The sequence below is a fragment of the Mycoplasma nasistruthionis genome (genome assembly GCF_006228185.1).
In the GTDB taxonomy this organism is placed as follows: Bacteria; Bacillota_I; Bacilli_A; order Mycoplasmatales; family Metamycoplasmataceae; genus Mycoplasmopsis; species Mycoplasmopsis nasistruthionis.
On record NZ_CP040825.1, the window covers coordinates 322,187 to 345,393 of the forward strand.

Here is a 23,207-nt window from a genome sequence, read left to right on the forward strand (position 1 = left end):
TGTTATATGAAATTAGACAAAAGCAATCTATTAAGTCCTAAAATGGAAGATGCATTAAAGTTTACTGTTTTAGCTTATATGAAAAATAATAAGAAAGCAGTCAGCAGTGCATATATATTAAAAAACTTTGGTTCAACTGATGGTTTAAATTATTCTAGTGCTAAATTAAGATATTTGATGAATGATTTAGAAAAAGAGAATTATTTAACCAAGGATAACGAAGTTAAGACCAATGGTAGAATACCAACTCAAAAAGGATTAAATTATTTTGCTAAATTTCTGGCAAATAATGTAACTAATGAATACACTTTAAAGCTTGATGAAGTATTTAACAAGCGCAACTTAGAAGATCAACAAACAATTGATACAGCTGCACAATTAATTAGTGAAATGACAGGACTGACAATTGTTACAACTAATTATCAAACATCGCATCTTTTATTAAAAAGTGTCGATTTGGTCGTTTTAGATCAGTCAAGTGCAACAGTAATTTTAGTTATGTCAAATGGTGAAGTGTTTTCAAAAATTATTCATCCTGCTCAAAATTTATTTGACATGAATGATATTAAAGTTGCAGTTAAAATATTCAGAGAATATTTAATTGATGTTAAATTAATTAATGTTGTTTCTAAAATTCAAGAAATAAAGCCTATTTTAGAACAAAAAATTAACAATTATCAAGAATTGATTAAGTCATTTTTAGTTAACGTTTTCGAAGACTTTGATGCAATTCAAAAATACCGCAATAAAATTTATGGAAAATCAAACTTGATTTTAAGTTCTGAAATAAAACGTGCTGAATTAAATAATTTATTAGACATTATGGAAAATCATTCAATCTGAGAAATGCTTCAACCACAAGTTGAAGATAGTGATGATGTCAAGATTTTAGTTAACGAAACAGCTTCATATATGTCTAAAAAAATTCAAAGCAATGATAAAGTAACAGAAATTTCAATTGTTGGAAGTCCAACTTCTAACTATTCAGCAATGCACGTGGCTTTAAAAGCTTTAGATCACATTTTGTCTAAAAACAACAAGTAAATAAAAGGAGAATAATGGAAAAAATTAAATTAAACGAAATTATTACTGCTGATTTTGAATTAATTATTGATGAACTTGTAGTTCCTGAATACTCAAAAAAATTCGAAATTTGTTTAGGAAAAGATCAATATTTACCAGGATTTGACAAACTTATTATTAATCGTAAAATTAAGTATCCTTTTATTGTAAATATGTGAATTCCGAAGAATTATTTAATTCCTGAATTCGCAGGGAAAAAAGCAATAATCACTTTAAATAACATTAATTGCTTAAATCAAAATAAAAACGATTCACAAGCTGAACAACAGCAAAGAGTTAAAGAATCAAATACTGTTGATGTTGATTTAAACAAACAAATCCAAGAATTGAAACTTAAATTAGCTGCTTCTGAAGCAAAAGTTCAATTAATGGAAATTGAATTAAAACAAAAAGCATTCGATTTAGCTGAAAAAGCTAAATTAGAAATTCAAAAAGCACTTGACGAAAATAATTTAAAACTAAAACAAGAAAAAGAACAAATCAAAAAGTTTGCACTGCAAAACTTTTTACATGATTTTATTGACCCTTATAACAATTTTGTACTAGCAGTAAATGCTGGTCAAAATTCAGATGATGTTAAAGTTAAAAATTATTGTTTAGGATTTTCATTAGTTCAAAAGCAATTTTTAGATGTTTTAGAACAAAATGGAGCAACATTAATCCAACCTGAAGTTGGCACAGAATACAACCCTGAATTCCAAGAAGTTATTGGATTTGAGCAAAATACAAATTATTCAAATAATACAATTCTAAAAGTAGTTAGATCAGGTGTAAAAGTAGATAATAGATTAATCAAACCTGCATCAGTTATTTTAGTAAAAAACGATTAAACAAAATATTTAGCAAATTTATTGTTAATTTGCTAAATTGTGTTATAATTAATTATATATCAGGATAAAAAACTATTAAAGGAGTTAATATGGCAAAAGAAATAGTATTAGGAATTGACTTAGGTACAACAAACTCTGTTGTTACAGTTATGGAAAATAAATCACCTGTGGTGCTTGAAAATCCAAATGGAAAAAGAACTACACCATCTGTAGTTGCTTTTAAAAATGATGAAATTATTGTAGGGGATGCTGCTAAAAGACAAGTTGAAACAAATCCTAACACAGTTGTTTCTATTAAAAGATTAATGGGAACAGATAAAACTGTTAAAGCAAACAATAAAGAATATAAACCTGAAGAAATTTCAGCAATGATTTTACAATACATGAAAGATTATGCTGAAGCAAAATTAGGACAAAAAGTAACAAAAGCTGTTATTACAGTGCCTGCTTACTTTGATAATGCTGAACGTGAAGCTACTAAAATTGCTGGAAAAATTGCTGGATTAGACGTTTTACGTATCATTAACGAACCAACAGCTGCTGCATTAGCTTTTGGTTTAGAAAAAACTGATAAAGCAATGAAAGTTTTAGTTTATGACTTAGGTGGTGGAACATTTGACGTTTCAGTACTTGAATTAGAAAATGGAACATTCGAAGTTTTAGCAACAAGTGGAGATAATCACTTAGGTGGAGATGACTGAGATCATGCTATTGTGGACTGATTAATTGAAAAAATTCAAAAAGAATACAATTATGATGTTAAAAATGACAAGATGGCTATGTCAAGACTTAAAGAATCAGCTGAAAAGGCTAAAATTGACTTATCAAACCAATCAACAACAACAATTAATTTACCTTTCTTAGCCGTAACAGCTGAAGGACCAGTTAACGTTGAATTAGAATTAAAACGTAGTGAATTTGAATCAATGACAGCTGATTTATTAGATAGAACCAGAAAACCAATTGAAGATGCTTTAAAGCAAGCAGGAATTTCAAAAACTGATTTACATGAAGTTTTATTAGTTGGTGGATCAACAAGAATGCCAGCTGTTCAAGAAATGGTAAAAAGAACTTTAGGAAAAGAACCTAACCGTTCAATTAACCCAGATGAAGTTGTTTCAATTGGAGCAGCTATTCAAGGTGCTGTTTTAGCAGGTGATATTGATGACATTTTATTACTAGATGTTACACCTTTAACATTAGGAATTGAAACTTTAGGTGGAGTTTCTACACCTTTAATTGCTAGAAATACAACAATTCCTGTAACAAAATCTCAAATTTTCTCAACAGCTGCTGATAATCAAACAGAAGTTACAATTAGTGTTGTTCAAGGTGAAAGAGAAATGGCTGCTGACAACAAACAATTAGGAAGATTTAATTTAACAGGTATTGAACCTGCTCCAAGAGGAGTTCCTCAAATTGAAGTTAGTTTCTCAATTGATGTTAACGGTATTACAACTGTTACTGCTAAAGATGTCAAAACAAACAAAGAACAATCTATTACAATTACAAATTCATCTAAATTATCAGAAGATGAAATTCAAAGAATGATTAAAGAAGCTGAATTAAACAAAGAAGCTGATAAAAAACGTAAAGAAGAAGCTGAAACAATTATTAGAGCTGAAAGTTTAATTGCTCAAATTAAGAAATCAAATGCTGAACAAGGTGATAAATTAGATGCTAAAGCTAAAGAAGAATCAGAAAAATTAGTTGCTGAATTAGAACAATTAATTGCTGATAAGAAAATTGATGAACTAAAAACAAAATTAGATCAAGTTGAAGAAGTAATTAAAAACTTTGCTAATGCTTCAGCTCAAGCAAATGCAAATGCTAAACCACAAAGTGATGAAGAAGTTGCTGAAGTAGTTGAAGAGTAATAAACATGGTACAACAAGGACTTAGTTCCTTGTTTTTCTATCCTTATATATCTATGAATTTGATAAAATTACAAAAAGTACTGAATTAAAATCTCATGCTTTTTCAGGCGCAGGTATTTATGTTGAAAATCAAAACCAAAATCAATTCAATTAACTTAAATTTAAAAAAAGAAAACGTTGCTAAAAAACTATTGAGCAAATTCAAGAATAATAAAAGTATTAAAAGTGAAATTATTCAATCAATGCTGAATTCTGAATCTAAAACGCTAGAAAGTAGGCTTTTTCAGTCTTATTTACTAGACTATTCATATATTTCAGGAACTATGAATATGTACATTAGAGACCTAATTGATAAAGGCATTAAAACTCTTTATGTTATTGCTGATGATGATTCAATAATGTTAATAAAAATGATTTATCAATTTGTTTTTAATCCTTATTCTGATAGACAAAATCAAATTAAACTTGAATTTGTATCTAATAATTTAACTCCGGAAGATATTGTTTATACACTTCAAGATTTACCAGATAATATTTTTGCCATTAATTACATTTCAAAATCAGGTTTATCAGTGCCTGGAGGAATAGCTTTTCGTGAAATCAGAAAACAATTACAAGATAGAATAGCTAAAGAAAAGTTAGATCATGTTCTGATTAAAAAACTTATCTTTATAACCACTTTTGAAAAAGATGGAACTTTACACAAACTAGCTTCAAGCAATGATTACACTATGTTTATGATTAAAAGTGAATTACCAACTAGATACTTACAAATTAATGAAATGATTTTATTCCCACTTTTAGCTGCCGGGGTTAATTGTAAACAATTGCAAATTGGTTTAGTTGAAATGTATAAAGCTCTGCAATCAAAAGACCCACAATTTCAAGGTTTTTTTGATATTTTAGACTATAAAATGAGCCTACTTAACCAAGATTTCTTAATTGAAAAAATTTATTATAATGACCCGGAAATTGATTATCTAACTGGTTGATGTCAAACCTTATCAAACCAGGCGCTAAACAAAAATGGTAGTGGTTTATGAACTGAAATATCAGTAGTTGATAAGCAAAATTTAGCCAACTTATATAACAATAAATATATAACTACAATTTTGTTAAATTCATCTTTAGTTTCTAACCAAAATGCTTTGATTAGTGTAAATGAATTTGATAGTTTAAACTTTTTAAATTCAAAAAGTAAAACTAATAGTTGAGAAAACAACAATAGCAATTTGATTAATTATGATTTATATGACAGTAATCAAATTATTTTTAAACAATATGATGAACAAACTTTAGGACAAATTATTTTCTTTTGACAATTTTTAGTTATTTATTTAGCTAATAATTTGCTAAACGACCCATTTAATCAACCGGGGGTTGATGTATATAAAAGAAACTTTTATACATCGCTAACTAAATAATGAAAAAAATTAGAATTGAGAAATTTTTAGCCGAAAAGCTTTGTATATCTAGGTCAGAAGTTAAAAAATTAATTGCTAAAAAACAAATTAGGGTTAATGAAAACATTATTAAAAGTCCTGTTTTAATAACAATCAATGATATTGTTTATTACAATAATCAAAGGTTAGAATTTTTTAATCAACCTGAAGTTTATTTGTTGAATAAACCACAAGGTTATGTATGTGCTAATTATGATAGTGTTAATCAGACTGTTTTTGATTTAGTAAAAGAAATAAATCCAAAAACTTTTCACACAATTGGCCGTTTGGATAAAGACACTACTGGGTTGTTACTTTTAACTAACAATGGCGAACTAACACATAATTTTTTAGCACCTAAAAAGCACATTAATAAAACTTATTTTGTAAAATTAGATAAAGAGATAAAAAGTGAATTAATTGAAATATTTAAAAACGGTTTTACTGACAGCAATGGTATTAGTTATAAACCTGCTAAATTAGAACTTATAAGCCTTGATGAAGCTAATTTAACTATTGTTGAAGGTAAATACCACCAAGTTAAGAACATGTTTAGAAATTTTGGTATGAAAGTTATGCAACTACATCGTTTTAAATTTGGGAATTTAGATTTAAAAAACTTTAATTTAGATTATGGACAATACATTAAATTAAATCAACAACAAATTCAAAATATAAACAAAAAGGATGATTATGAAATTTAAAAATTTATTCAATTTAGCTTTAGTGCCAACTAGTTTATCTGTTATTGCTTTTTCTGCTTCATGTGGAAACAAAACAGACCAAAAAACAGAAGAAAAGAAATAATGAAAATGATGATCAAAATCCAGCAGTTACCGAAGAACCTGGAACAGTAACACCACAACCTGAAGCTCCAAAATATAGTTCAGAGCCAATTATAAATGAAGTTGCTCCAGAAAAAAGCGGTGGAGAAGTAAATGGCTTACAAATTAATAGATATAAATATTTAATTGATATTTTTGGTTTAAATAGCCAAATGACATTACAACAAGCTGAAGAAAAAATCTTTTCTAAAAAACTTTGAAGTAATCCAGCTGGCTCAGAAATTAATTATGATATATCAACAAAAACAAAACTTAATGTTGATACAGAAACAAACTCAATTTCTTTTGCACCAACAGGGTACTATAAAAATCCAAGCTTCGGTAGATTAGAAGAAATCGTAACTATTTCTGGATTTGCCAAATAAACACTTTTATTATTGATATTAAGGATAAAATGAAATTAAAAAAACTATTTTCTGTTATTTTCCCTGCTAGTTTATTATCAATTTCACTAATTTCTGCTTCATGTAAACAACCAGTTGTTGAACCTGAAGAAAAAAACAAAGATAAGGATAATAAGCAAAAAGACGATAACAATACTGATAAAAAACCTCAGCCAAGCGTTGAACCAGTTGAGCCAGATCAACCCAAACCAAATCCTACACCTGATGTAGATCCTAAACAACCAGACACCAACCCTGAAACTCCAATTCAACCAGATCAACCAAGGCAAAATAATGATGAACAAACTCTTGAAGGTAAAGAATTAAATGGATTAACTATTACTAAATATGGTTTTTTGTTAGATAACTTAAATATTAACAAATCAATGTTGCCTTCACAAGTAGCTGAATTGTTAAAAACATTTACTAAAAATACAGAAAAATACAATGTATCAGGAATAGAAGTTATTTCATACAGTGACAAAACTGGTGATATGACTTTTAGAATTAATGGTAATTATGGTTCAGTTAATTTATCTGAAAACGTTACTATTTCAGGTCTTTCTAAAATAGTTTCATATCACAAAGTTCAAATCGAATTTAATTTAGATAAACTAAAACAAAATAAAACAAACTTAGAAAACTTGTTAAACCAAAACAGTGAAACAATCTTAGGTTATATAACTTCAATTAAATTACTAAATGGGCAAGATGAAATAGTGAAAACTATTACAGATTTCCAAAACAGTGATGTAGAAGTTTCTAGAATACAATTAGTAAAAGAAAATAATCAATATAAGGTTGATTTAACTTTAAAAGAAACTGCTAAAGTGTTTGAAAACAATCAGCAAAATAATGAATCTGTAATTGTTTATACTGGTAAAGTAAATGTTGAAGCTTCATACACAGATGTTGAATATTTAAATTACTTGGTAAATAACCAATTAGTTAAAAAAGAAGTGGATAATCTAGCTTCATCTTATGCTTCTTCATATTTCGCTAGAAGCAATGAAGTAGATTTAACTACTGAGTTTTTTGGTTTAAATGAAAATTACAGAATGTATCAAAATGAGGCTATATCAGTTAAATCTAATATGGCTGCAAATGATTTAACTGGTACTTTATATTTAAGTTTATATTTAGAAGTTCAAATCGACGGACAAACAATTACTAGTGAATTTGTAACTAAAGAAATCACTGGATTTAAAGCGCTAGATCAGCAAGCTTTAGAACAATTGTTTACAGTTACTATTTCAGGAGATTTCAAAACATCTCAACCTTCATTAATTGATAGTTTTAAAGCTAATTCGCAGAATTTTGCATTAACTGATGCACAATATATGCAAATAGTTGGAAATAAAAACTTTCTAGTACTAAGAGAAAGTCAAGACAACACAGGAATTAAGTCATATCAAGCAAATAACAATAATCGTTTCAGAATAAATATTGGTAATGAATTTCAAACTATTCAACAAATTTACAACACTACAACCGGAGTTGCTTCTGGTTTATATTTAAATTATATGAATATTGAATTTAAGCAAATGGATAGTTTTGAGTGAGCTAATACAACAAAAAATAAATTAAATGCTAAATTGCATTACACAATTACATTTAATATTGCTAACTCTACTTCTGAAAACCCTTCAGAAAAGCAAGTTGTATTGAACCAGCATGTTAATGTTTATTTTGTAAAATAGAAAATAAAAATCACGTCAATGACGTGATTTTATTATGCAAATTTAATGATTGAATTATTGTAATTTTTCAAAAATATCTTCACCTGCTTCAAATGACATTTCAGCACCGAAGTTTTTAGCGATAATGTTTCCTAATGTTCCTAAACCATTAATAACTGGTAAAACTTTAGGTGATTTGAATGATTTTGAGTAAATTGTTGCTGGTAAGTATTCTCTTGTGTGGTTAAATCCTGGGAATAATGGGTCATTTCCGTGGTCTGATGTCATAATTAATAAATCATCTTCACGTAATGCGTTTACTAACACCCCTAATTTGGCATCTAAATCAGCAATGTTTTGACCAAATCCGTGTACATTTCTTCTGTGTCCAAAGTGTGAGTCAAATTGAACTAAGTTTGTGAAAACAAATTTATTTTCACCTTCTAATGTTTTAGCTAAATCGATTGTAATGTCTAATCCAGCGGCATCTGATCCACTTGGTAAGTGTCTTGTAATTCCTTGACCTACAAAAATATCGTTAATTTTACCTACTGAAATAACTTCAACACCTTTTTCTTGTAATCTGTTTAATGTCATTTCATGTGGTTTATTAGCATAGTCGTGACGGTTGAATGTTCTTGTGTAGTTTCCTTCTTCACCAATGTATGGACGTGCAATAATTCTACCTACGTTTCATTCAGGACGTGATGAACAAATTTGTCTTGCAGCTTTAGCATATTTGTATAAGTTGTCTAATCCTGTTCATTCTTCATGTCCACAAATTTGAAGCACTGAATCGTTTGATGTATAAACAATAATAGCACCTTCAGCTTTTTCTCTGTGTGCTAATTCATTAATGATTTCTGTACCTGAAGCAGCTTTATTACCAACAATTGGTCTCCCATCAAACGCTTTAGATAATTCATCGATTAATTCTTGTGGGAAACCGTTTTCAGCAAATGTCGGAAATGGCACCATAGTTTTAATACCCATCATTTCTCAGTGTCCAGCTAAAGTATCTTTAGCATTTGAAACTTCTTGAACTTTAGCCATATAAGCCATCGGTTGAGCAACTTTATAGTTTCCGTTTAAGTCTGTAATGTTACCAATACCTAATTTTTTTCAAGTATCAATTTTGAATTCTTCAACCATTGAAGCTGATCTAATAGTGTTAGCACCATCATCACCGAATCTTTTTTGATCTTTATCTGGTCCAATTCCTAAACCGTCTGTAACGATCATAAAAACACGTTTAAATTTTGCCATAATAAATTTTTCTCCTGCAGTGTAAAAATAAATATTTTTACTTAATATATTAACTATTTAATTTTAAATTATTTTTTATTATTCGATTAACTTTTTTGCAAAGTTGAAAAGTTACATTTTGATGTTTCCAGGAGTACGTGGATAAGGAATTGCATCACGAATGTTATCAATTCCTGTAACGTACATTACCAATCTTTCAAATCCAATACCAAATCCTGAAGATTGCATGTGTCCAAATCTTCTCAGGTCTAAATATCATTGTAAATCATCAGCATCAATATTTAATTCATGAATTCTTTTTAGAAGTTTATCATAATTACTTTCACGTTGTGAACCACCTATTAATTCACCGATTCCAGGAACTAGTAAATCAAAAGCTGCTACAGTTTTGTTATCATCATTTTGATACATGTAAAATGCTTTAAAGTCTTTAGGGAAATTAATTACTGCTACTGGTGATTTGTAAATTACTTCTGTTAAATATCTTTCGTGCTCTGTACCTAAATCTAGACCAAACTTAATATCTTTGTTTTCAAAAATTTCTTTAACTTCAGCTAGTTTCGAAATTGCTTCTGAGTAATCGAGTGTTTTGACTTTATTCTCCAAAAAGATCTCGAGATTTTGTAATAAATCTGGTTTGTAGTTTTCTGTTAAATATTTAAATTCAAACGGGTGTTTTGCAATTGTGTTTCTAATAACAACTTTTAATAAATCATCAGCTAATTCAATAATTTGTTTTAAATCGTAAAATGCCACTTCTGGTTCAATCATTCAAAACTCCGCAAGGTGTTTTTTAGTATTTGAATTTTCAGCTCTAAATGTTGGTCCAAATGTGTAAATTTTATTCATCCCAATTGCATAACTTTCACCATGTAATTGACCTGTTACACCTAATGTGGCTTTTTTGTTTTTACCAAAAAAGGCATTATTAGTATTTTTATCAGAAACTAAAAATGTTTCTCCAGCACCTTCTCCATCGTTGCTTGTAAAAATAGGGCTAGCCATTCAATGAAAATCACGAGCAATAAAGTATTTATGAACTTCTTGAGCTAAAGTTGAACGGATTAACATAACTGAACGAAGTAAGTTAGTACGGTGTCTTAAATGTGGTATTTCTCTTAAAGTTTCTAAGTTAATTTCTTGCCCTTGAATTGGGTAATCTTCTGCTATTTTTTGTATTCCAAAATTTGTTCTGCAACTAATTCAATTGGCTGTGGTGAATTAGGTGTAGCGTTTAATTTTCCTTTAACTACTAGTGCTGAGCCTGGTTTTAGTTGATCTAATAAGTCAAAATCAAACTCAGTTCCTTTGAAAACAACTTGTAGATTTTTAACAGTCGACCCATCGTTTAATTCGATGAAACGAATTTTTTTATTCCCTCTATTAGAACTGATTCATCCCTTAACTTCTACATCTACTCAACCATCATAAAAGCCTGGTTTAAGTAAAAAGTTTTTAACTAAATGCATAAAATACTCCTTGATTTATTGAATTATAAAAATAATGACTTTTTATTAATAGTTCTAGCACTAATGTAGTTTTTGTAATAAGCATCGTTAAACGTTATACCTAAAAACATAAAGTAAGCGAATCAGTTAATAAAGAAAGCGATTGATAAGAAAAATCCTACCACACTACCAAATTTACTATAACTGAAATAACTATTAATCGTTTGAAATAAAAGAACTAATAAAATTATTGGTACAGCAGCTAATATTGCTCCTTTATTTAGATAACTAAAATTATTTTTAAATGAAGGTGCAAATTTGAATAAGCCTAGCATTAAGGTGTAAAAGAAAATAATTGTAAAAATAATATAAATCAAATTGTTGGCAAAACTAGTTTGAATGTTATTATCAACTATTGTTACAAATTGTTTTTCAATCAAAATGTCTAATGTTGATATAAATCACAATCAAAACGCAACAAAAAGCACTAATAAAAGCCCTTTAAATTTATTCCCTCAATATGTTCCTATTTTGTAATGATCATAAATATAATTGTTAGCTGAAACTAATTTCTCATAACCAGAACTAGAAATATATAGGGCTGAAAGGAATAAAAGCAGTCAAGGAAGTAAAGTATGTCAGCTTAATTCATCTGTTTTGGATAAACTGATTGATATTTCTCCTAAGTAGTTATTTGCCCCTGCTAAAAAACGACCTAATATTAAGTTAAAAAAGTAATTTTGATACTCTGAACCTATCGCATTGTTATACCAATCCATATTGCTTAAAAATAGGTTAATTAGATAAACGATATAAATAACAGGTACAAATGAAACTAGCAAATAAAAAGCGGTTGATAGTCAGATAAAGTTGTATTCCTTACTTACAAACCTAGCATAAACAGTGTCAATAACTTTTTTACGTCTTTTTCTAGGGCTTTTAGCTTCTTTGAAATAAAGTAAGATGAATGCAAAGAAACTAATAATTAAATCTTTTACTATGAATTGATAAATTTTTTCAACTATTAAAAAACGATCTGGAAAAATAAGATTTGAATGAAAATTTTTAAATTTTTTACGTTTATTTTTCAGAGATATTAGTTTTTTATAATCAGTTGGTTTATTTTTATTTAAAAAGTTCATTTAATGTTTGTTCCATAATTTGGTTTGACACTTGTGGATTAACTTGTCCATTTGTTTGTGCCATCAAATTACCTAAGATAAACTTAGTAACTCTTTCTGGACGGTTAGGATATTCTGCTACTATTGTAGGGTTTGAATCAATAATTTGTTTAATAATATCTGTAATTAATTTTGGATCTGAAATCTGTTTTAGATTATGTTGTGTTAATAAATCTTCCATATTACCATCAAAATCAACTAAAAGCGGAATTAATTTTTAAGTGATTTTCCTGATAAAACACCTTGATCTAATAAGTTTAAAGCCTCTTGAATATATAAAGGCTTAATATTTAATTGTGTTGGGTGTAGAGTTTTTGAATTAGCTAGTGAGACTATTTCAGCAAAAAAGACTTTTGATAGTTTATCTAAATCCGGATATTTAATTGAATCAAAATAGTTAGCTAGTTCAACATCATCAATCAAGCTTTGAACATAAATGTTTTGAATATTTGCATCTAAATAACGTTTTTCACGTTGTAATGGTAATTCGTTTATTGTAACTGAGTCAATGAATTGTTTTGACAGTTTAATTACTGGAATATTTGGATCAGGAAAGTATTTATAATCAACTGCTCCTGTTTTGGTTCTCATTACAACGTTAGAGTTAGTTGTATCATCATACCTTTTGGTTTGTTGTAATATTGGTTCATTTAAAAGTAGTTTTTTACGTTGTTGCTGAATTTCAAACTCAATTGCTTTTTTGATATTTGAAGTTGAATTCAAGTTCTTAATTTCAACTTTTGTTCCAAATTTATCAACACCGTAAGGTCTTAAAGAAATATTGATATCTGCTCTTAATGAACCTTGTTCTAACTTACCTTCTGAAATATTCAATGCTAAAACGGTTTTTTTAATCATATCCACATAAGCGGCAGCTTGTTCAGCGTTTTGAATGACAGGATAAGTTACTATTTCAATTAAGGGAATTCCGGCACGATTATAATCTAGCTTTGTACCATCTTGTTCATGGTGTTGTCTTGCTGTGTCTTCTTCTAAATGAATTCTTTCGATTTTAATTTCTTTTAAACCTTGTGATGTTTTAATCTGAATTGTTCCATTTTGTCCAATTGGTCTATAAAATTGAGTGATTTGATATCCTTTTGGTAAATCTGGATAGAAGTAATTTTTGCGATCAAAATGTAACTCATCATCAATTTGCATGTTTAAGGCTTTGGCTAATGCAATTCCATATTTAACAGCTTGTTTATTGACTTGTGGTAAAGTACCTGGGTATGCCAAGTCAATTTGATGCGCGTGAGTATTAGGTTCAGCAAAAAAGTCAATTGGAGCTGGTGAAAACATTTTTGTTTTAGTTTTTAATTCAATATGAATTTCTATACCAATAATTGTTTCAAAATTGTGCATTTTACTCCTTAATTAAACCTTGAATATATAAAGCGTAACTTAATAATTTGGCATCATTGTATCTTTTAGCATCTATAGCTAAGTTAAACGGTAAATCGTTGTATGTACCTAATGGAATTGTAATTGATGGATTACCTGCTAAATTAGCACCTGTTAAAATGTAATTCATTACATCATATTGTGAAGTATCTTCATCAAGCAATGGAGCAATTGAAGCGAAGGCAGGATAAATAACAACATCAGCCTGTTCATGTAGTGAGTTTAAATAATTAGCAATAACAGTTCTAGCTTTTTGAGCTTTAATAAATACTTCTTGTTGATTTTCTGTATATAAGAAATAACTTCCTAACGCTAGTCTTTCTTGTACCATTTGTCCAAAATGTGTTGAGCGTGTTGAGTGCATAATATCTTGTCAAGTGTCTTTTTCAACACGATTTCCGAATGCAACACCATTTAAATTAGCTAGGTTTGAGCTAGCTTCTGAGAAGCTTACTACACGATACACAATATTAATTGCTCTTAAAATATCTAAATTAGGTTTAATAACTTCGACTGCTATATTATTTTCTTTTAATTTGTTTAAAGCATTGCTGTAGGCACTGTTGACAAAATCTTGACAAAACTCTGATAAATCCAGTGCTAAAACTTTTGCAGGTTTTAGAGATTGATTTACTGGCAATTCTACTTCTTTTGTTGTCATGTCTTTATCATCTAAACCATATGTTGCTCTAGCAACTTCAATTGTGTCAGAAACATCATGTGTGAAATAAGCAACTGTATCTAAAGAAGAAGCATATGCAAACATACCATAACGACTAATAGCCCCATAAGAAGGCTTGAAGCCTACTAATCCATTGTATGATGCTGGAAGTCTAACGCTATCACCCGTATCTGAACCTAATGCTAATCCTACATTTTTAGTCATAGTTGCCGCTGAACCTGATGATGATCCACCGACTAGGCGTTTTGGATCTAGTGGGTTTGTTATTAGTCCAAATCCACTGTAAGTTCCTGTTCCACCTAAGGCTAATTCATCGTTATGAACTTTTGATACTGCTTTAGCAGATGCATCAAGTAATTTAGAAACTACTGTAGCATTATAACCTGGCTGAAAGTTAAGTAGAATTTTGCTTGATGCTTGTGTTTTTGCGTCTTTTGTTGCAAAAACATCTTTGATTGTAAAAACAACATCTTTTAGAATTGTATTTGAAGGATTTTGTGAAATTAAACCATCTGAAAAAACGTGCGATACTGCATTATTTGTATCATTTTGCATTTCTCTTAAGGCTAATTCGAAATTTCCTTTGTGTTTATAATTTTGCATTATTTAACCACCTTAGTTAAAATCACATAATCTTGATCTTTGTTATAAGCGTTATTTAAAATTTGTTGTTTTGAAATAGCATATGACATATCTAGTTCATCTTCTCTTAGCAGTTCTAAAACAGGCGTAGCATCCATTCTTTCCATAGGTTGGACATTTTCTAAGTCTAATTTATCTAAAGCTTGTAGTTGTTTTTGAATTGAAATTCATGAATTTAAAATGTTTTCTAACACTACAGGAGTAGGCTCTAACATTAGTGAATCAGCGATTTGAATTAACTTTTCTTTTTCAATTGTTTTCATAATGAATTACTTAAATTTAGGTAATGAATAAAACTCTAAATTGTTTAAGTATTTTAACCCTCCTGTAAATTCGGTAAATTTGATTTGATAGCAGTGTAGCATTAAACGATTTGCTTTAGCGCCTTGATATTTTTTATCACCATGAATTGGTTTATTTAAAAAGCGTAATGAAACTCTTATTTGGTGTTTGCGTCCAGTAACTAATTGCGCTACTTTTTTGTTTTTATCTGAATAAAATTGAGTGATGGCTAATTTAGAATTTTCAGATTGTTTGGGACTAAATTTCATACGTTTTTTAGCTTCATCTTTTGAAATATAACCTTTAACAACTAAAGGGTTTTTAACGCTATAAGCGCTTAGGTCTAAATCATTTTGAAATAAATAGCGTTTAATTACTTTGTCTCAGTTTTGATTTAAATAGTTTAAAGTTGCATAATTTTTACCATAAACTATTAATCCACTAGTTTCTTTATCTAAACGCCCAACGTGTGAAGGTTTAAAGCTGTCTTGTGATTTAAATTTTAAGTATGATAAAACTTGATTATCTAAGCTATTTTCTTCACCGTGAACTTCAACACCATTTGGTTTATTAACAAGCAAAATGTTATCATCCTCATAAATAACAGTGAATTGTTGTGATACTTTTTTTAGTTCAGTTTGTTGATTTGTTACAAGTTCAAAACTGTCAATACCATAAACTACAATTTCATCATTTTGATTAATAATATGTGTTTTTGCTATTTTACGTATGTTGTTGATTTTAATTTCGTTTTTACGAAATAATTGTTCTAATTTACTTTTAGGTAAGTTAGGTAAGTAATTTTGTAAAACTTTATAAATGTTTCGATTAGCATCATTATGTGTTGCTTTAATTTGAATCATAAATTTCCTTATAAATACAAAAAATAAAATTGCTAAACAATTTTATTCCTGTCTTTGGCTTGAATATAAGTCAAAGTCTTCAGTGTCTCCATCAGATTGATCTAAATGGCTAAAATCACGTAAACTTGGTAGCTCTTGCATACTTGTTAATTTAAAGTGATCATAGAATTTAGCAGTAACTCCATATAAAATAGGGCTACCAGGTGTTGGAGAAACACCCACTTCTTCAATAATCCCTTTTGTGATTAAAGTTGACACAATGTGATCAGAAACAATGTTTCCACGATATTTAGTAATTTGACTTCTTGTAACTGGTTGTTTATAAGCGACAATCCCTACAACTTCTAAAGTCGCTTGAGATAAACGTTGTTTTTTAGCAACTGTAACCATTTTTGTAATTCATTCTTTGTAAGTTTCACGAGTTGCTAGTTTATAAATGTCATTAAAGTTAACAACCTTTAAACCTTGTTCAAGTTTGTTATATTCTCTTAAAAAGTCTTCCATAACTTTTTTAGCTTCAGCTTGATTGTTTAAACCAAAAATCTCTTTAACTTGTTCTAAGTTTAAACCTTCATCACCTTGGTAGTATAGTAAAACTTCAAGTATTTTATTCTTCATTGTATAACTCTCCTCGAACTATTTTGATTTCACCATATTCTTCTGTTTGAATGATTTTTAAGAACTGTTGGTTGGCTAAAATTAATAAAGCTAACAATGTAATAACAAAGTGTTGCATTGAAGGTTGATTGAAAATCATTTCAAACGGTACTTCAGGGTGCTGTTTTAAAAGACTTTTGATTAATGGGAATTGATCTTTTGGTGCTAGATTAATTTGTTGCAATTTAACACTTTTCAATTTTTGAGCATGAACTCTTTCAAACATTTTCTTTAAAACATTAATCAACTTAGCCGGGGTACTATGACCATCCAAACGACTGTCATTAACATCTACTATAAATTCTTCGATGTCAGAAGGTTCTTTGATGTAGATGTCTTGACGTTCTGTTTGAAATGTTTCAAGAGCTTTAGAAATTTGCTTAAATTGTTCATAAGCCAATAAACTACGGCGTAGTTCATCCTCTTCGATTTGAACTTCTGGATCTGGTTCTTGACCATCTTCACGAATGGCTGCATTAGCTTTAATTTTAATTAAAGTGGCTGCCATTACTAAATATTCTCCAGCTACATCAATATCATCTTGTTTTAGTGAATCAATGATTTCTAAATATTGATTTGCTAATTCAACAAGGTTAATTGATTCGATGTTCATTTTCTTTTCACGAACTAAATTTAAAAGTAAATCTAACGGACCTTCAAATTCATCAAATTGGAAAGTGAATTCAGCGTAATTCGGATTACTTCTAATCTTCATAAGTTTGTAAATCCTCTTCAATTAACTGTTTTGTTCTGCTTGCCACAGCTTTTGAGTCTTGCGAAATAAAGTTTGAAGGTTTAAGAGGCTTTAAGAAATTAATGACAATTGTTTGTCTACCTTTTTTAGTTCTTGAATCTGCATTTAATGAATTAAAGATTGAAACAGGAACAATGGTCATATATTCTTTTTGCGCAACACGGAATGCACCAGATTTAAATTCACCTAATGCTTTTTCTTTAACTCTAGTACCTTCTGGAAAAATGACACCTAGTGTTTTTTGTGCTTTGATGTGCGCACTAAATTCATCTAGTGTTTTTAAACTTTCACGCAGTGAGGTGCGATCGATATAAAAGGTGTCAATTAAGTTTAAAACTCTTTTAGTTAGGAATTTTGATTGTAATTCTTTTTTAGCTAAAAATGTAGCCATGAATTCTTTAATATTGTATTCTTCTGATTTTTGTTCTAAAGCAACCATTAAAGCTAAAGCGTCAAAATTAGATTTATGATTTGGAACTAGCAGTGTAGCACCACTACGTGGTAAATTGTCATAGTTTCTCACTTCAACATCAATGTTATATAGTTTTAAAAGTTTCTTAGCTAACTTTAAAACGTAATTGTATCTAACTTCAAGCGGTAAAGTATCTGCTTGTTTACGGTAACGTCTAGCTTTAAAAATGATTGATAGAGATCTTAACAATCAAATTGGTGATGTTAAGATTTGTTTCAAAGTAGTATTAATGGCACATTTTTTACTCATAATAAATATCCTCTTGTACAAAAGCCACTATCAATTGTGAAGTATAACTAATCGAGATAACAAAGTTCTTGAAACTTCACAGCGGGCCTTTTTTAATTAAATTGATTTTTCTAAAATCAATGTAGGCGTTGTCAGCTTTAAAAACAGCTTCTTTTATACATCATGCACGTGCTAGAAAACGTGCTTTTGTGTCTATATCATTGGGATCAATGGTATAAAAAGCCGTTAGTTCATCGTTTGATAAAATGCGTTTAACAAAAACATCAGTTTTATTATAAAAACGCTTAATTTCAGTTATATCAACACCTATTTTTAGCATAAATTTATTATATAAATTTCCAGTAAATTACTATAAGAAAATAGCATAAGTTAAGACTTATGGCACTATGTTTGAAACTTAAAAAATTAGATTTTATTGAAAATAATTAATAGTAAACGATTAATTTTGTCATAGTTATTCAACTGTTTACAGAACTTTAATTCTTTGATTAAATTTGGATATAAATGAAGAGTTTTGACATTAGCATATTTGAAATAAATCATGAAGAAATCGAATAAATCACTCATTTTGAATGAATAATTAATTTCTAATTCAATTAGTTTTTCATTCAATAAATTTAAAGTCATTTGAAAAAATTTAAAAAAGAAATTTATATCTATTTGAGGTTGAAAAACTAGGTTTAAGTTAAAGTTTTTTGAAATATTTGTGCTGTTGATTAGAGATTCTATTAATTCAATATTTTCTTCTAAATTCAATAATGCATCTAATTCAGGGTATACATGTTCAACTACTGTTGCTTGATAATTGGCTTTAAATATAAATGTTGTTTCCTTAAGTCAGTTAAAAATTCTGTTGTCGTATAAGTTCGCATAATTATAAATATTTTCTTTATTGTTTTGATTATATTTTGAATTTATTATAGGAAAAATTGATGTTAAATATTCCATTTCTTTGTGTTTTTTAGTTCAAAGTTTATGGCTATAAATAAACTTAATACATTGTTTTGTGTTTAGTATTTTTGATAAACAAACACAGTGATTGTCTTGACCATTTAGTGAATTAATATTTCTATAAAAATTAACATAATTGTTGATTTTTAATGATGGGTATTTATATAAATTATTATTTCAATTAAAATCAAAATAATCAATCTGATACATATCTTGTTTGTTCAAAATATCAAACAACATTGAAAATATCGGATTTTTAGCATAAATTATAAGCTTGGGTTTATTTATTTTCTTGGTTGTAAAATAATTATTTATAGCTCATATCCATTCAGTGTTAGCATAGTCGTAAACACTAACAATCTGATGATTAGAATTAAATAATAGGAGATGTATTTTTGTACTAGTTGAATTTTTAGAAAAGTCCAAGTAAAAATTTTCTATATTTGTTTTAAAATCTGAACTTTTATAAAACAAAGGCAAGATATAGTAAGTGTTTGATGACAAAATATTTTCTTTATTCACTTTTTCTAAATTAGAACTTAAATGAGTCGCATTTTGATCTAAAATATGCTGTCAAACTAAATTGCAATGTTCAAAATCATGTGTATAACATAAATAATCATTGTATTGACTACAGTTAAAATAATGTTGTAATTTATTCTTAAAACAATCTTGGAGTTGAAAAAGTTGAGGAAAATTGATTTTAGTTATCAATTGAAATTTATTAAGTAAAATTTGAATCAATTTTTTAATTGGTTTTAATTCATAGTATATATCTTGTATTTTTTGTTGTGTTTTTAAAGGTAAATAACGACAGTATCAAAGTGCTAGCAAGTTTAAATCTTGATATGGTAAAAAGATTAAGTAATTATCTTTAAATTTAGTTAAAACATTTAATTTATAATGTTTCATAGCATCTAAATCTTTAAAATTCTTAATACATAAAGTTATTTGTTTTCTGAATTTTGCGTTTTTTATAAAAGATTTTAATTCTTTGTTTCTTATATTTGATTTTAAATACAATTTTAACAACACTTCATGATCTTCACCTCTCAGTGTATGAAAAACTAATTCAGTATTGTTATTGCATTTCTTTTTTATGTAGTTCAATGACATAATTTCATTTTATAAAAAAACCTTATTATGTTATTTTTGCTAAATTTCAAATATGAAAAAATACAGCAAAAACTGAAAAATGAAATAAAAAATCACCTAGCGGTGAAAATTTTTATATTCTCTGAAAACTGAATAGTAATAATAATCTACTAAAATGTCGTTGAATACATTTTAAACCTTTAAACCTATTAATTTATTAGTAATGGTCAGCTGAATGTATTACTACACTTACACTTCCATCCTATCAACCTCGTAGTCTACAAGGAATTTCAAGGGAATACTTATCTTTGAGGAGGCTTCCCACTTAGATGCTTTCAGCGGTTATCCCTTCCGTACTTAGCTACCCAGCTATGCCTCTGGCGAGACAACTGGAACACCAGCGGTACGTCCACTCCGGTCCTCTCGTACTAAGAGCAGCTCTCATCAATATTCCAACGCCCACATCAGATAGGGACCGAACTGTCTCACGACGTTCTGAACCCAGCTCGCGTACCGCTTTAATTGGCGAACAGCCAAACCCTTGGAACCGACTCCAGCTCCAGGATGCGATGAGCCGACATCGAGGTGCCAAACCTTGCCGTCGATGTGATCTCTTGGGCAAGATAAGCCTGTTATCCCCAGGGTAACTTTTATCCGTTGAGCGACTGCCGTTCCATGACGTACAGCCGGATCACTAAGTCCTGCTTTCGCACCTGCTCGACTTGTAGGTCTCGCAGTCAAGCACACTTCTACCTTTGCGCTCTACATACGGTTTCTGACCGTATTGAGTGTACCTTTGAACGCCTCCGTTACTTTTTAGGAGGCGACCGCCCCAGTCAAACTACCCACCACGCACTGTCTCCCCACCGGATAACGGTGGCAGGTTAGAAACTCAACATACCAAGGGTGGTATTTCAAGGTCGACTCCTCTAAGGCTAGCGCCTTAGTCTCACAGTCTCCCACCTATCCTACACATGTTAGGCCAAGTTCCAATACGAAGTTGTAGTAAAGCTCCATGGGGTCTTTTCGTCTTGATGCGGGTACCCAGCGTTTTCACTGGGACCATAATTTCACCGAGTCCAATGTTGAGACAGTTGAGAGATCATTGCGCCTTTCGTGCAGGTCAGTATTTAGCCGACAAGGAATTTCGCTACCTTAGGACCGTTATAGTTACGGCCGCCGTTCACCCGGGCTTCACTTCAATGCTTCGTGTAAAACTAACACATCCGCTTAACCTTCGGGCACTGGGCAGGCTTCACCCCCTATACATCATCTTGCGATTTAGCAGAGAGCTGTGTTTTTGATAAACAGTTGCCCCTCACAATTTACTGTGGCCAACTTAAGTTGGCACCCCTTCTTGCGAACTTACGGGGTTAATTTGCAGAGTTCCTTAACATTGGTTTTCTCGCTCGCCTTAGAATACTCATCTTGGGAACGTGTGTCCGTTCTCGGTACAGGCACCTGAAATGTTAAAACGTTTAGAAGCTTTTCTAGGAAGCATGAAATCACACAATTCAGCAAATGCTTATGCATCGTAGATTCCAGTTATAGAGTCCGCATTTAACTAAACTCACCAGTCGCTACTTACCCCTAAATCCAATAATAGGTAGTGCTATCCTTCTCCGTTACTCCATCACTAATTTCAGGTGGTACAGGAATATTAACCTGTTGTCCATCGGATACGCTTTTCAGCCTCTCCTTAGGTCCTGACTAACCCTGGGTGGACGAACCTTCCCCAGGAAACCTTTCCCAATAGGCGTTGAGGATTCTCACCTCAAATCGTTACTCATACCGGCATTCTCACTTCTTAACGCTCCACCAGTCCTCACGGTCTGACTTCAATGTGATAAGAACGCTCCTCTAACGTACTAAATGTACCCGTGGCTTCGGTATTGTGTTTGACTCCCGTTACATTATTGGCGCAAGTTCTCTTGACTAGTGAGCTATTACGCACTCTTTAAAGGATGGCTGCTTCTAAGCCAACCTCCTAGTTGTTTATGAAAACTCACAACCTTTCTGACTTAACACAATTTTGGGACCTTAGCCGACGATCTGGGTTGTTGCCCTCGCGAGCCGGGACGTTAGCACCCCGGTTCCGACTGCATGATAATACACAATGATATTCGGAGTTTGATTATAGTCAGTACCGCTAGGCGCGGCCATTCCATATTCAGTGCTCTACCATCAAAGCTTAACATCACACGCTAGCCCTAAAGCTATTTCGAGGAGAACCAGCTATCTCCAAGTTCGATTGGAATTTCTCCGCTATTCACAAGTCATCCGGGCACTTTTCAGCGTACTACGGTTCGGCCCTCCACTTGGGGTTAACCAAGCTTCAGCCTGCTCATGAATAGATCACATGGTTTCGGGTATATGTCAACATACTAAGCGCCCTATTCAGACTCGATTTCTCTTCGGCTCCGCTTTTTCTCTGCTTAACCTTGCATGTTAACATAACTCGCCGGTCCATACTGCAAGATGTACGCCATCAGCCATTAACGGCCTCTGACTACTTGTAAGTAAGTGGTTTCAGATTCTATTTCACTCCCCTCCCGGGGTTCTTTTCACCTTTCCCTCACGGTACTAGTTCACTATCGGTGTCTGGTTAGTATTTAGCCTTACCGGATGGTCCCGGCAGATTCAGACAGGGTTTCACGTGCCCCGACCTACTCAGGATACTGTTTGAGTTTTTGCCATTTCGTATACGGGGGTTTCACCCTCTATGCCTAGCTTTTCCAAGCTATTCTACTATAGCAAAAATTTCTAACTCATTTATAACAGTCCTACAACCCCAATATAAAATATTGGTTTGGGCTCATTCACGTTCGCTCGCCGCTACTGATGAAATCATTTTTATTTTCTCTTCCTGTTGCTACTAAGATGTTTCAGTTCACAACGTGTCTCGCAAATGGAACTATGTATTCATTCCATAGCAACTAGTCATTACACTAGTTAGGTTTCCCCATTCGGAAATCCCCGCTTCGTAGCTTATATCCAGCTCCACGAGGCTTATCGCAGGTAATCACGTCCTTCATCGACTTCCAGACCCAAGGCATCCACCACAAACTCTTACTTATTTAAAAGTTTAATAACAATATTTACCTATCGTTTATTGATGTATT

21 protein-coding genes and 1 rRNA gene are annotated in these 23,207 nt (G+C 30.6%); 7 read left to right on the forward strand and 15 right to left on the reverse strand.

The genetic code is table 4. The features are described 5' to 3' along the window. The first annotated feature begins 6 nt into the window (after positions 1-6). The 7 genes from FG904_RS01295 (at position 7) to FG904_RS01325 (ending at position 8,160) form a co-directional block, all read left to right on the forward strand. Positions 7-1,044 carry a heat-inducible transcriptional repressor HrcA gene (locus tag FG904_RS01295; RefSeq protein ID WP_139592136.1) on the forward strand — a complete coding sequence of 346 codons (1,038 nt, stop codon included), beginning with the start codon at positions 7-9 and terminating at the stop codon, positions 1,042-1,044. A gap of 14 nt (positions 1,045-1,058) precedes the next feature. Beyond that, a complete protein-coding gene (gene grpE / locus FG904_RS01300) occupies positions 1,059-1,913 on the forward strand; it encodes a nucleotide exchange factor GrpE (protein WP_139592137.1) in 855 nt (284 codons plus the stop codon). 89 nt (positions 1,914-2,002) lie between these two features. After that, positions 2,003-3,790 carry a molecular chaperone DnaK gene (gene dnaK / locus FG904_RS01305; protein ID WP_139592138.1) on the forward strand — a complete coding sequence of 596 codons (1,788 nt, stop codon included), beginning with the start codon at positions 2,003-2,005 and terminating at the stop codon, positions 3,788-3,790. Between the two features lie 119 nt (positions 3,791-3,909). Further along, a complete protein-coding gene (locus FG904_RS01310; protein ID WP_139592139.1) occupies positions 3,910-5,214 on the forward strand; it encodes a glucose-6-phosphate isomerase in 1,305 nt (434 codons plus the stop codon). Then, positions 5,214-5,936 (forward strand): pseudouridine synthase, encoded by a 723-nt coding sequence (locus FG904_RS01315; RefSeq protein ID WP_139592479.1) that lies wholly within the window; start codon positions 5,214-5,216, stop codon positions 5,934-5,936. Before FG904_RS01310 ends, FG904_RS01315 begins: the two co-directional genes overlap by 1 nt. Positions 5,937-5,998: 62 nt before the next feature. Next, positions 5,999-6,442: a hypothetical protein gene (locus FG904_RS01320; RefSeq protein ID WP_139592140.1), complete on the forward strand. Its 444-nt coding sequence runs from the start codon at positions 5,999-6,001 to the stop codon at positions 6,440-6,442. 29 nt (positions 6,443-6,471) lie between these two features. Further along, entirely contained in the window at positions 6,472-8,160 is a 1,689-nt protein-coding gene (locus FG904_RS01325; protein WP_139592141.1) for a lipoprotein 17-related variable surface protein, read from the forward strand. Positions 8,161-8,214: 54 nt separating this feature from the next. On the opposite strand, the gene FG904_RS01330 is transcribed toward FG904_RS01325, so the two are convergent. The 15 genes from FG904_RS01330 to FG904_RS01390 all read right to left on the reverse strand — a co-directional run bounded on the left by FG904_RS01330 (position 8,215) and on the right by FG904_RS01390 (position 23,168). Next, on the reverse strand, positions 8,215-9,405 hold the full coding sequence (locus FG904_RS01330; RefSeq protein WP_139592142.1) for a phosphopentomutase: 1,191 nt from the start codon (positions 9,403-9,405) through the stop codon (positions 8,215-8,217). A gap of 111 nt (positions 9,406-9,516) precedes the next feature. Continuing rightward, on the reverse strand, positions 9,517-10,608 hold the full coding sequence (gene asnS, locus FG904_RS01335) for an asparagine--tRNA ligase (protein WP_338044346.1): 1,092 nt from the start codon (positions 10,606-10,608) through the stop codon (positions 9,517-9,519). Next, positions 10,572-10,874, reverse strand: coding sequence for an OB-fold nucleic acid binding domain-containing protein (locus tag FG904_RS03445; protein WP_338044341.1), 303 nt, complete (start codon positions 10,872-10,874; stop codon positions 10,572-10,574). Before FG904_RS03445 ends, asnS begins: the two co-directional genes overlap by 37 nt. A 23-nt stretch (positions 10,875-10,897) precedes the next feature. After that, the gene (locus FG904_RS01340) at positions 10,898-11,995 is read right to left on the reverse strand and encodes a YhjD/YihY/BrkB family envelope integrity protein (RefSeq protein ID WP_139592143.1); all 1,098 of its coding nucleotides are present in this window, start codon (positions 11,993-11,995) and stop codon (positions 10,898-10,900) included. Next, complete coding sequence (locus FG904_RS03450; protein ID WP_338044342.1) at positions 11,979-12,215, reverse strand: GatB/YqeY domain-containing protein; 237 nt, start codon at positions 12,213-12,215, stop codon at positions 11,979-11,981. Before FG904_RS03450 ends, FG904_RS01340 begins: the two co-directional genes overlap by 17 nt. 29 nt (positions 12,216-12,244) lie before the next feature. Continuing rightward, positions 12,245-13,399, reverse strand: coding sequence for an Asp-tRNA(Asn)/Glu-tRNA(Gln) amidotransferase subunit GatB (gene gatB, locus FG904_RS01345; protein WP_338044343.1), 1,155 nt, complete (start codon positions 13,397-13,399; stop codon positions 12,245-12,247). A gap of 1 nt (position 13,400) precedes the next feature. Next, positions 13,401-14,723, reverse strand: coding sequence for an amidase family protein (locus FG904_RS01350; protein ID WP_139592144.1), 1,323 nt, complete (start codon positions 14,721-14,723; stop codon positions 13,401-13,403). Then, positions 14,723-15,025 carry an Asp-tRNA(Asn)/Glu-tRNA(Gln) amidotransferase subunit GatC gene (locus tag FG904_RS01355; RefSeq protein WP_139592145.1) on the reverse strand — a complete coding sequence of 101 codons (303 nt, stop codon included), beginning with the start codon at positions 15,023-15,025 and terminating at the stop codon, positions 14,723-14,725. The genes FG904_RS01350 and FG904_RS01355 overlap by 1 nt, the downstream gene beginning before the upstream one ends. Positions 15,026-15,031: 6 nt before the next feature. Then, positions 15,032-15,907 carry an RluA family pseudouridine synthase gene (locus FG904_RS01360; RefSeq protein WP_139592146.1) on the reverse strand — a complete coding sequence of 292 codons (876 nt, stop codon included), beginning with the start codon at positions 15,905-15,907 and terminating at the stop codon, positions 15,032-15,034. A gap of 42 nt (positions 15,908-15,949) precedes the next feature. After that, the gene (gene scpB, locus FG904_RS01365) at positions 15,950-16,525 is read right to left on the reverse strand and encodes an SMC-Scp complex subunit ScpB (protein WP_139592147.1); all 576 of its coding nucleotides are present in this window, start codon (positions 16,523-16,525) and stop codon (positions 15,950-15,952) included. Next, on the reverse strand, positions 16,515-17,279 hold the full coding sequence (locus FG904_RS01370) for a segregation/condensation protein A (RefSeq protein ID WP_139592148.1): 765 nt from the start codon (positions 17,277-17,279) through the stop codon (positions 16,515-16,517). The genes scpB and FG904_RS01370 overlap by 11 nt, the downstream gene beginning before the upstream one ends. Next, a complete protein-coding gene (locus FG904_RS01375; RefSeq protein WP_246051813.1) occupies positions 17,269-18,039 on the reverse strand; it encodes a lysophospholipid acyltransferase family protein in 771 nt (256 codons plus the stop codon). The genes FG904_RS01370 and FG904_RS01375 overlap by 11 nt, the downstream gene beginning before the upstream one ends. Then, complete coding sequence (locus tag FG904_RS01380; protein WP_139592149.1) at positions 18,032-18,358, reverse strand: 4'-phosphopantetheinyl transferase superfamily protein; 327 nt, start codon at positions 18,356-18,358, stop codon at positions 18,032-18,034. The genes FG904_RS01375 and FG904_RS01380 overlap by 8 nt, the downstream gene beginning before the upstream one ends. Before the next feature lie 86 nt (positions 18,359-18,444). Next, a complete protein-coding gene (locus tag FG904_RS01385) occupies positions 18,445-20,106 on the reverse strand; it encodes a hypothetical protein (RefSeq protein ID WP_139592150.1) in 1,662 nt (553 codons plus the stop codon). A 175-nt stretch (positions 20,107-20,281) separates the two neighbouring features. Further along, positions 20,282-23,168: ribosomal RNA gene (locus tag FG904_RS01390) — 23S ribosomal RNA — on the reverse strand. Between the last annotated feature and the right edge of the window lie 39 nt (positions 23,169-23,207).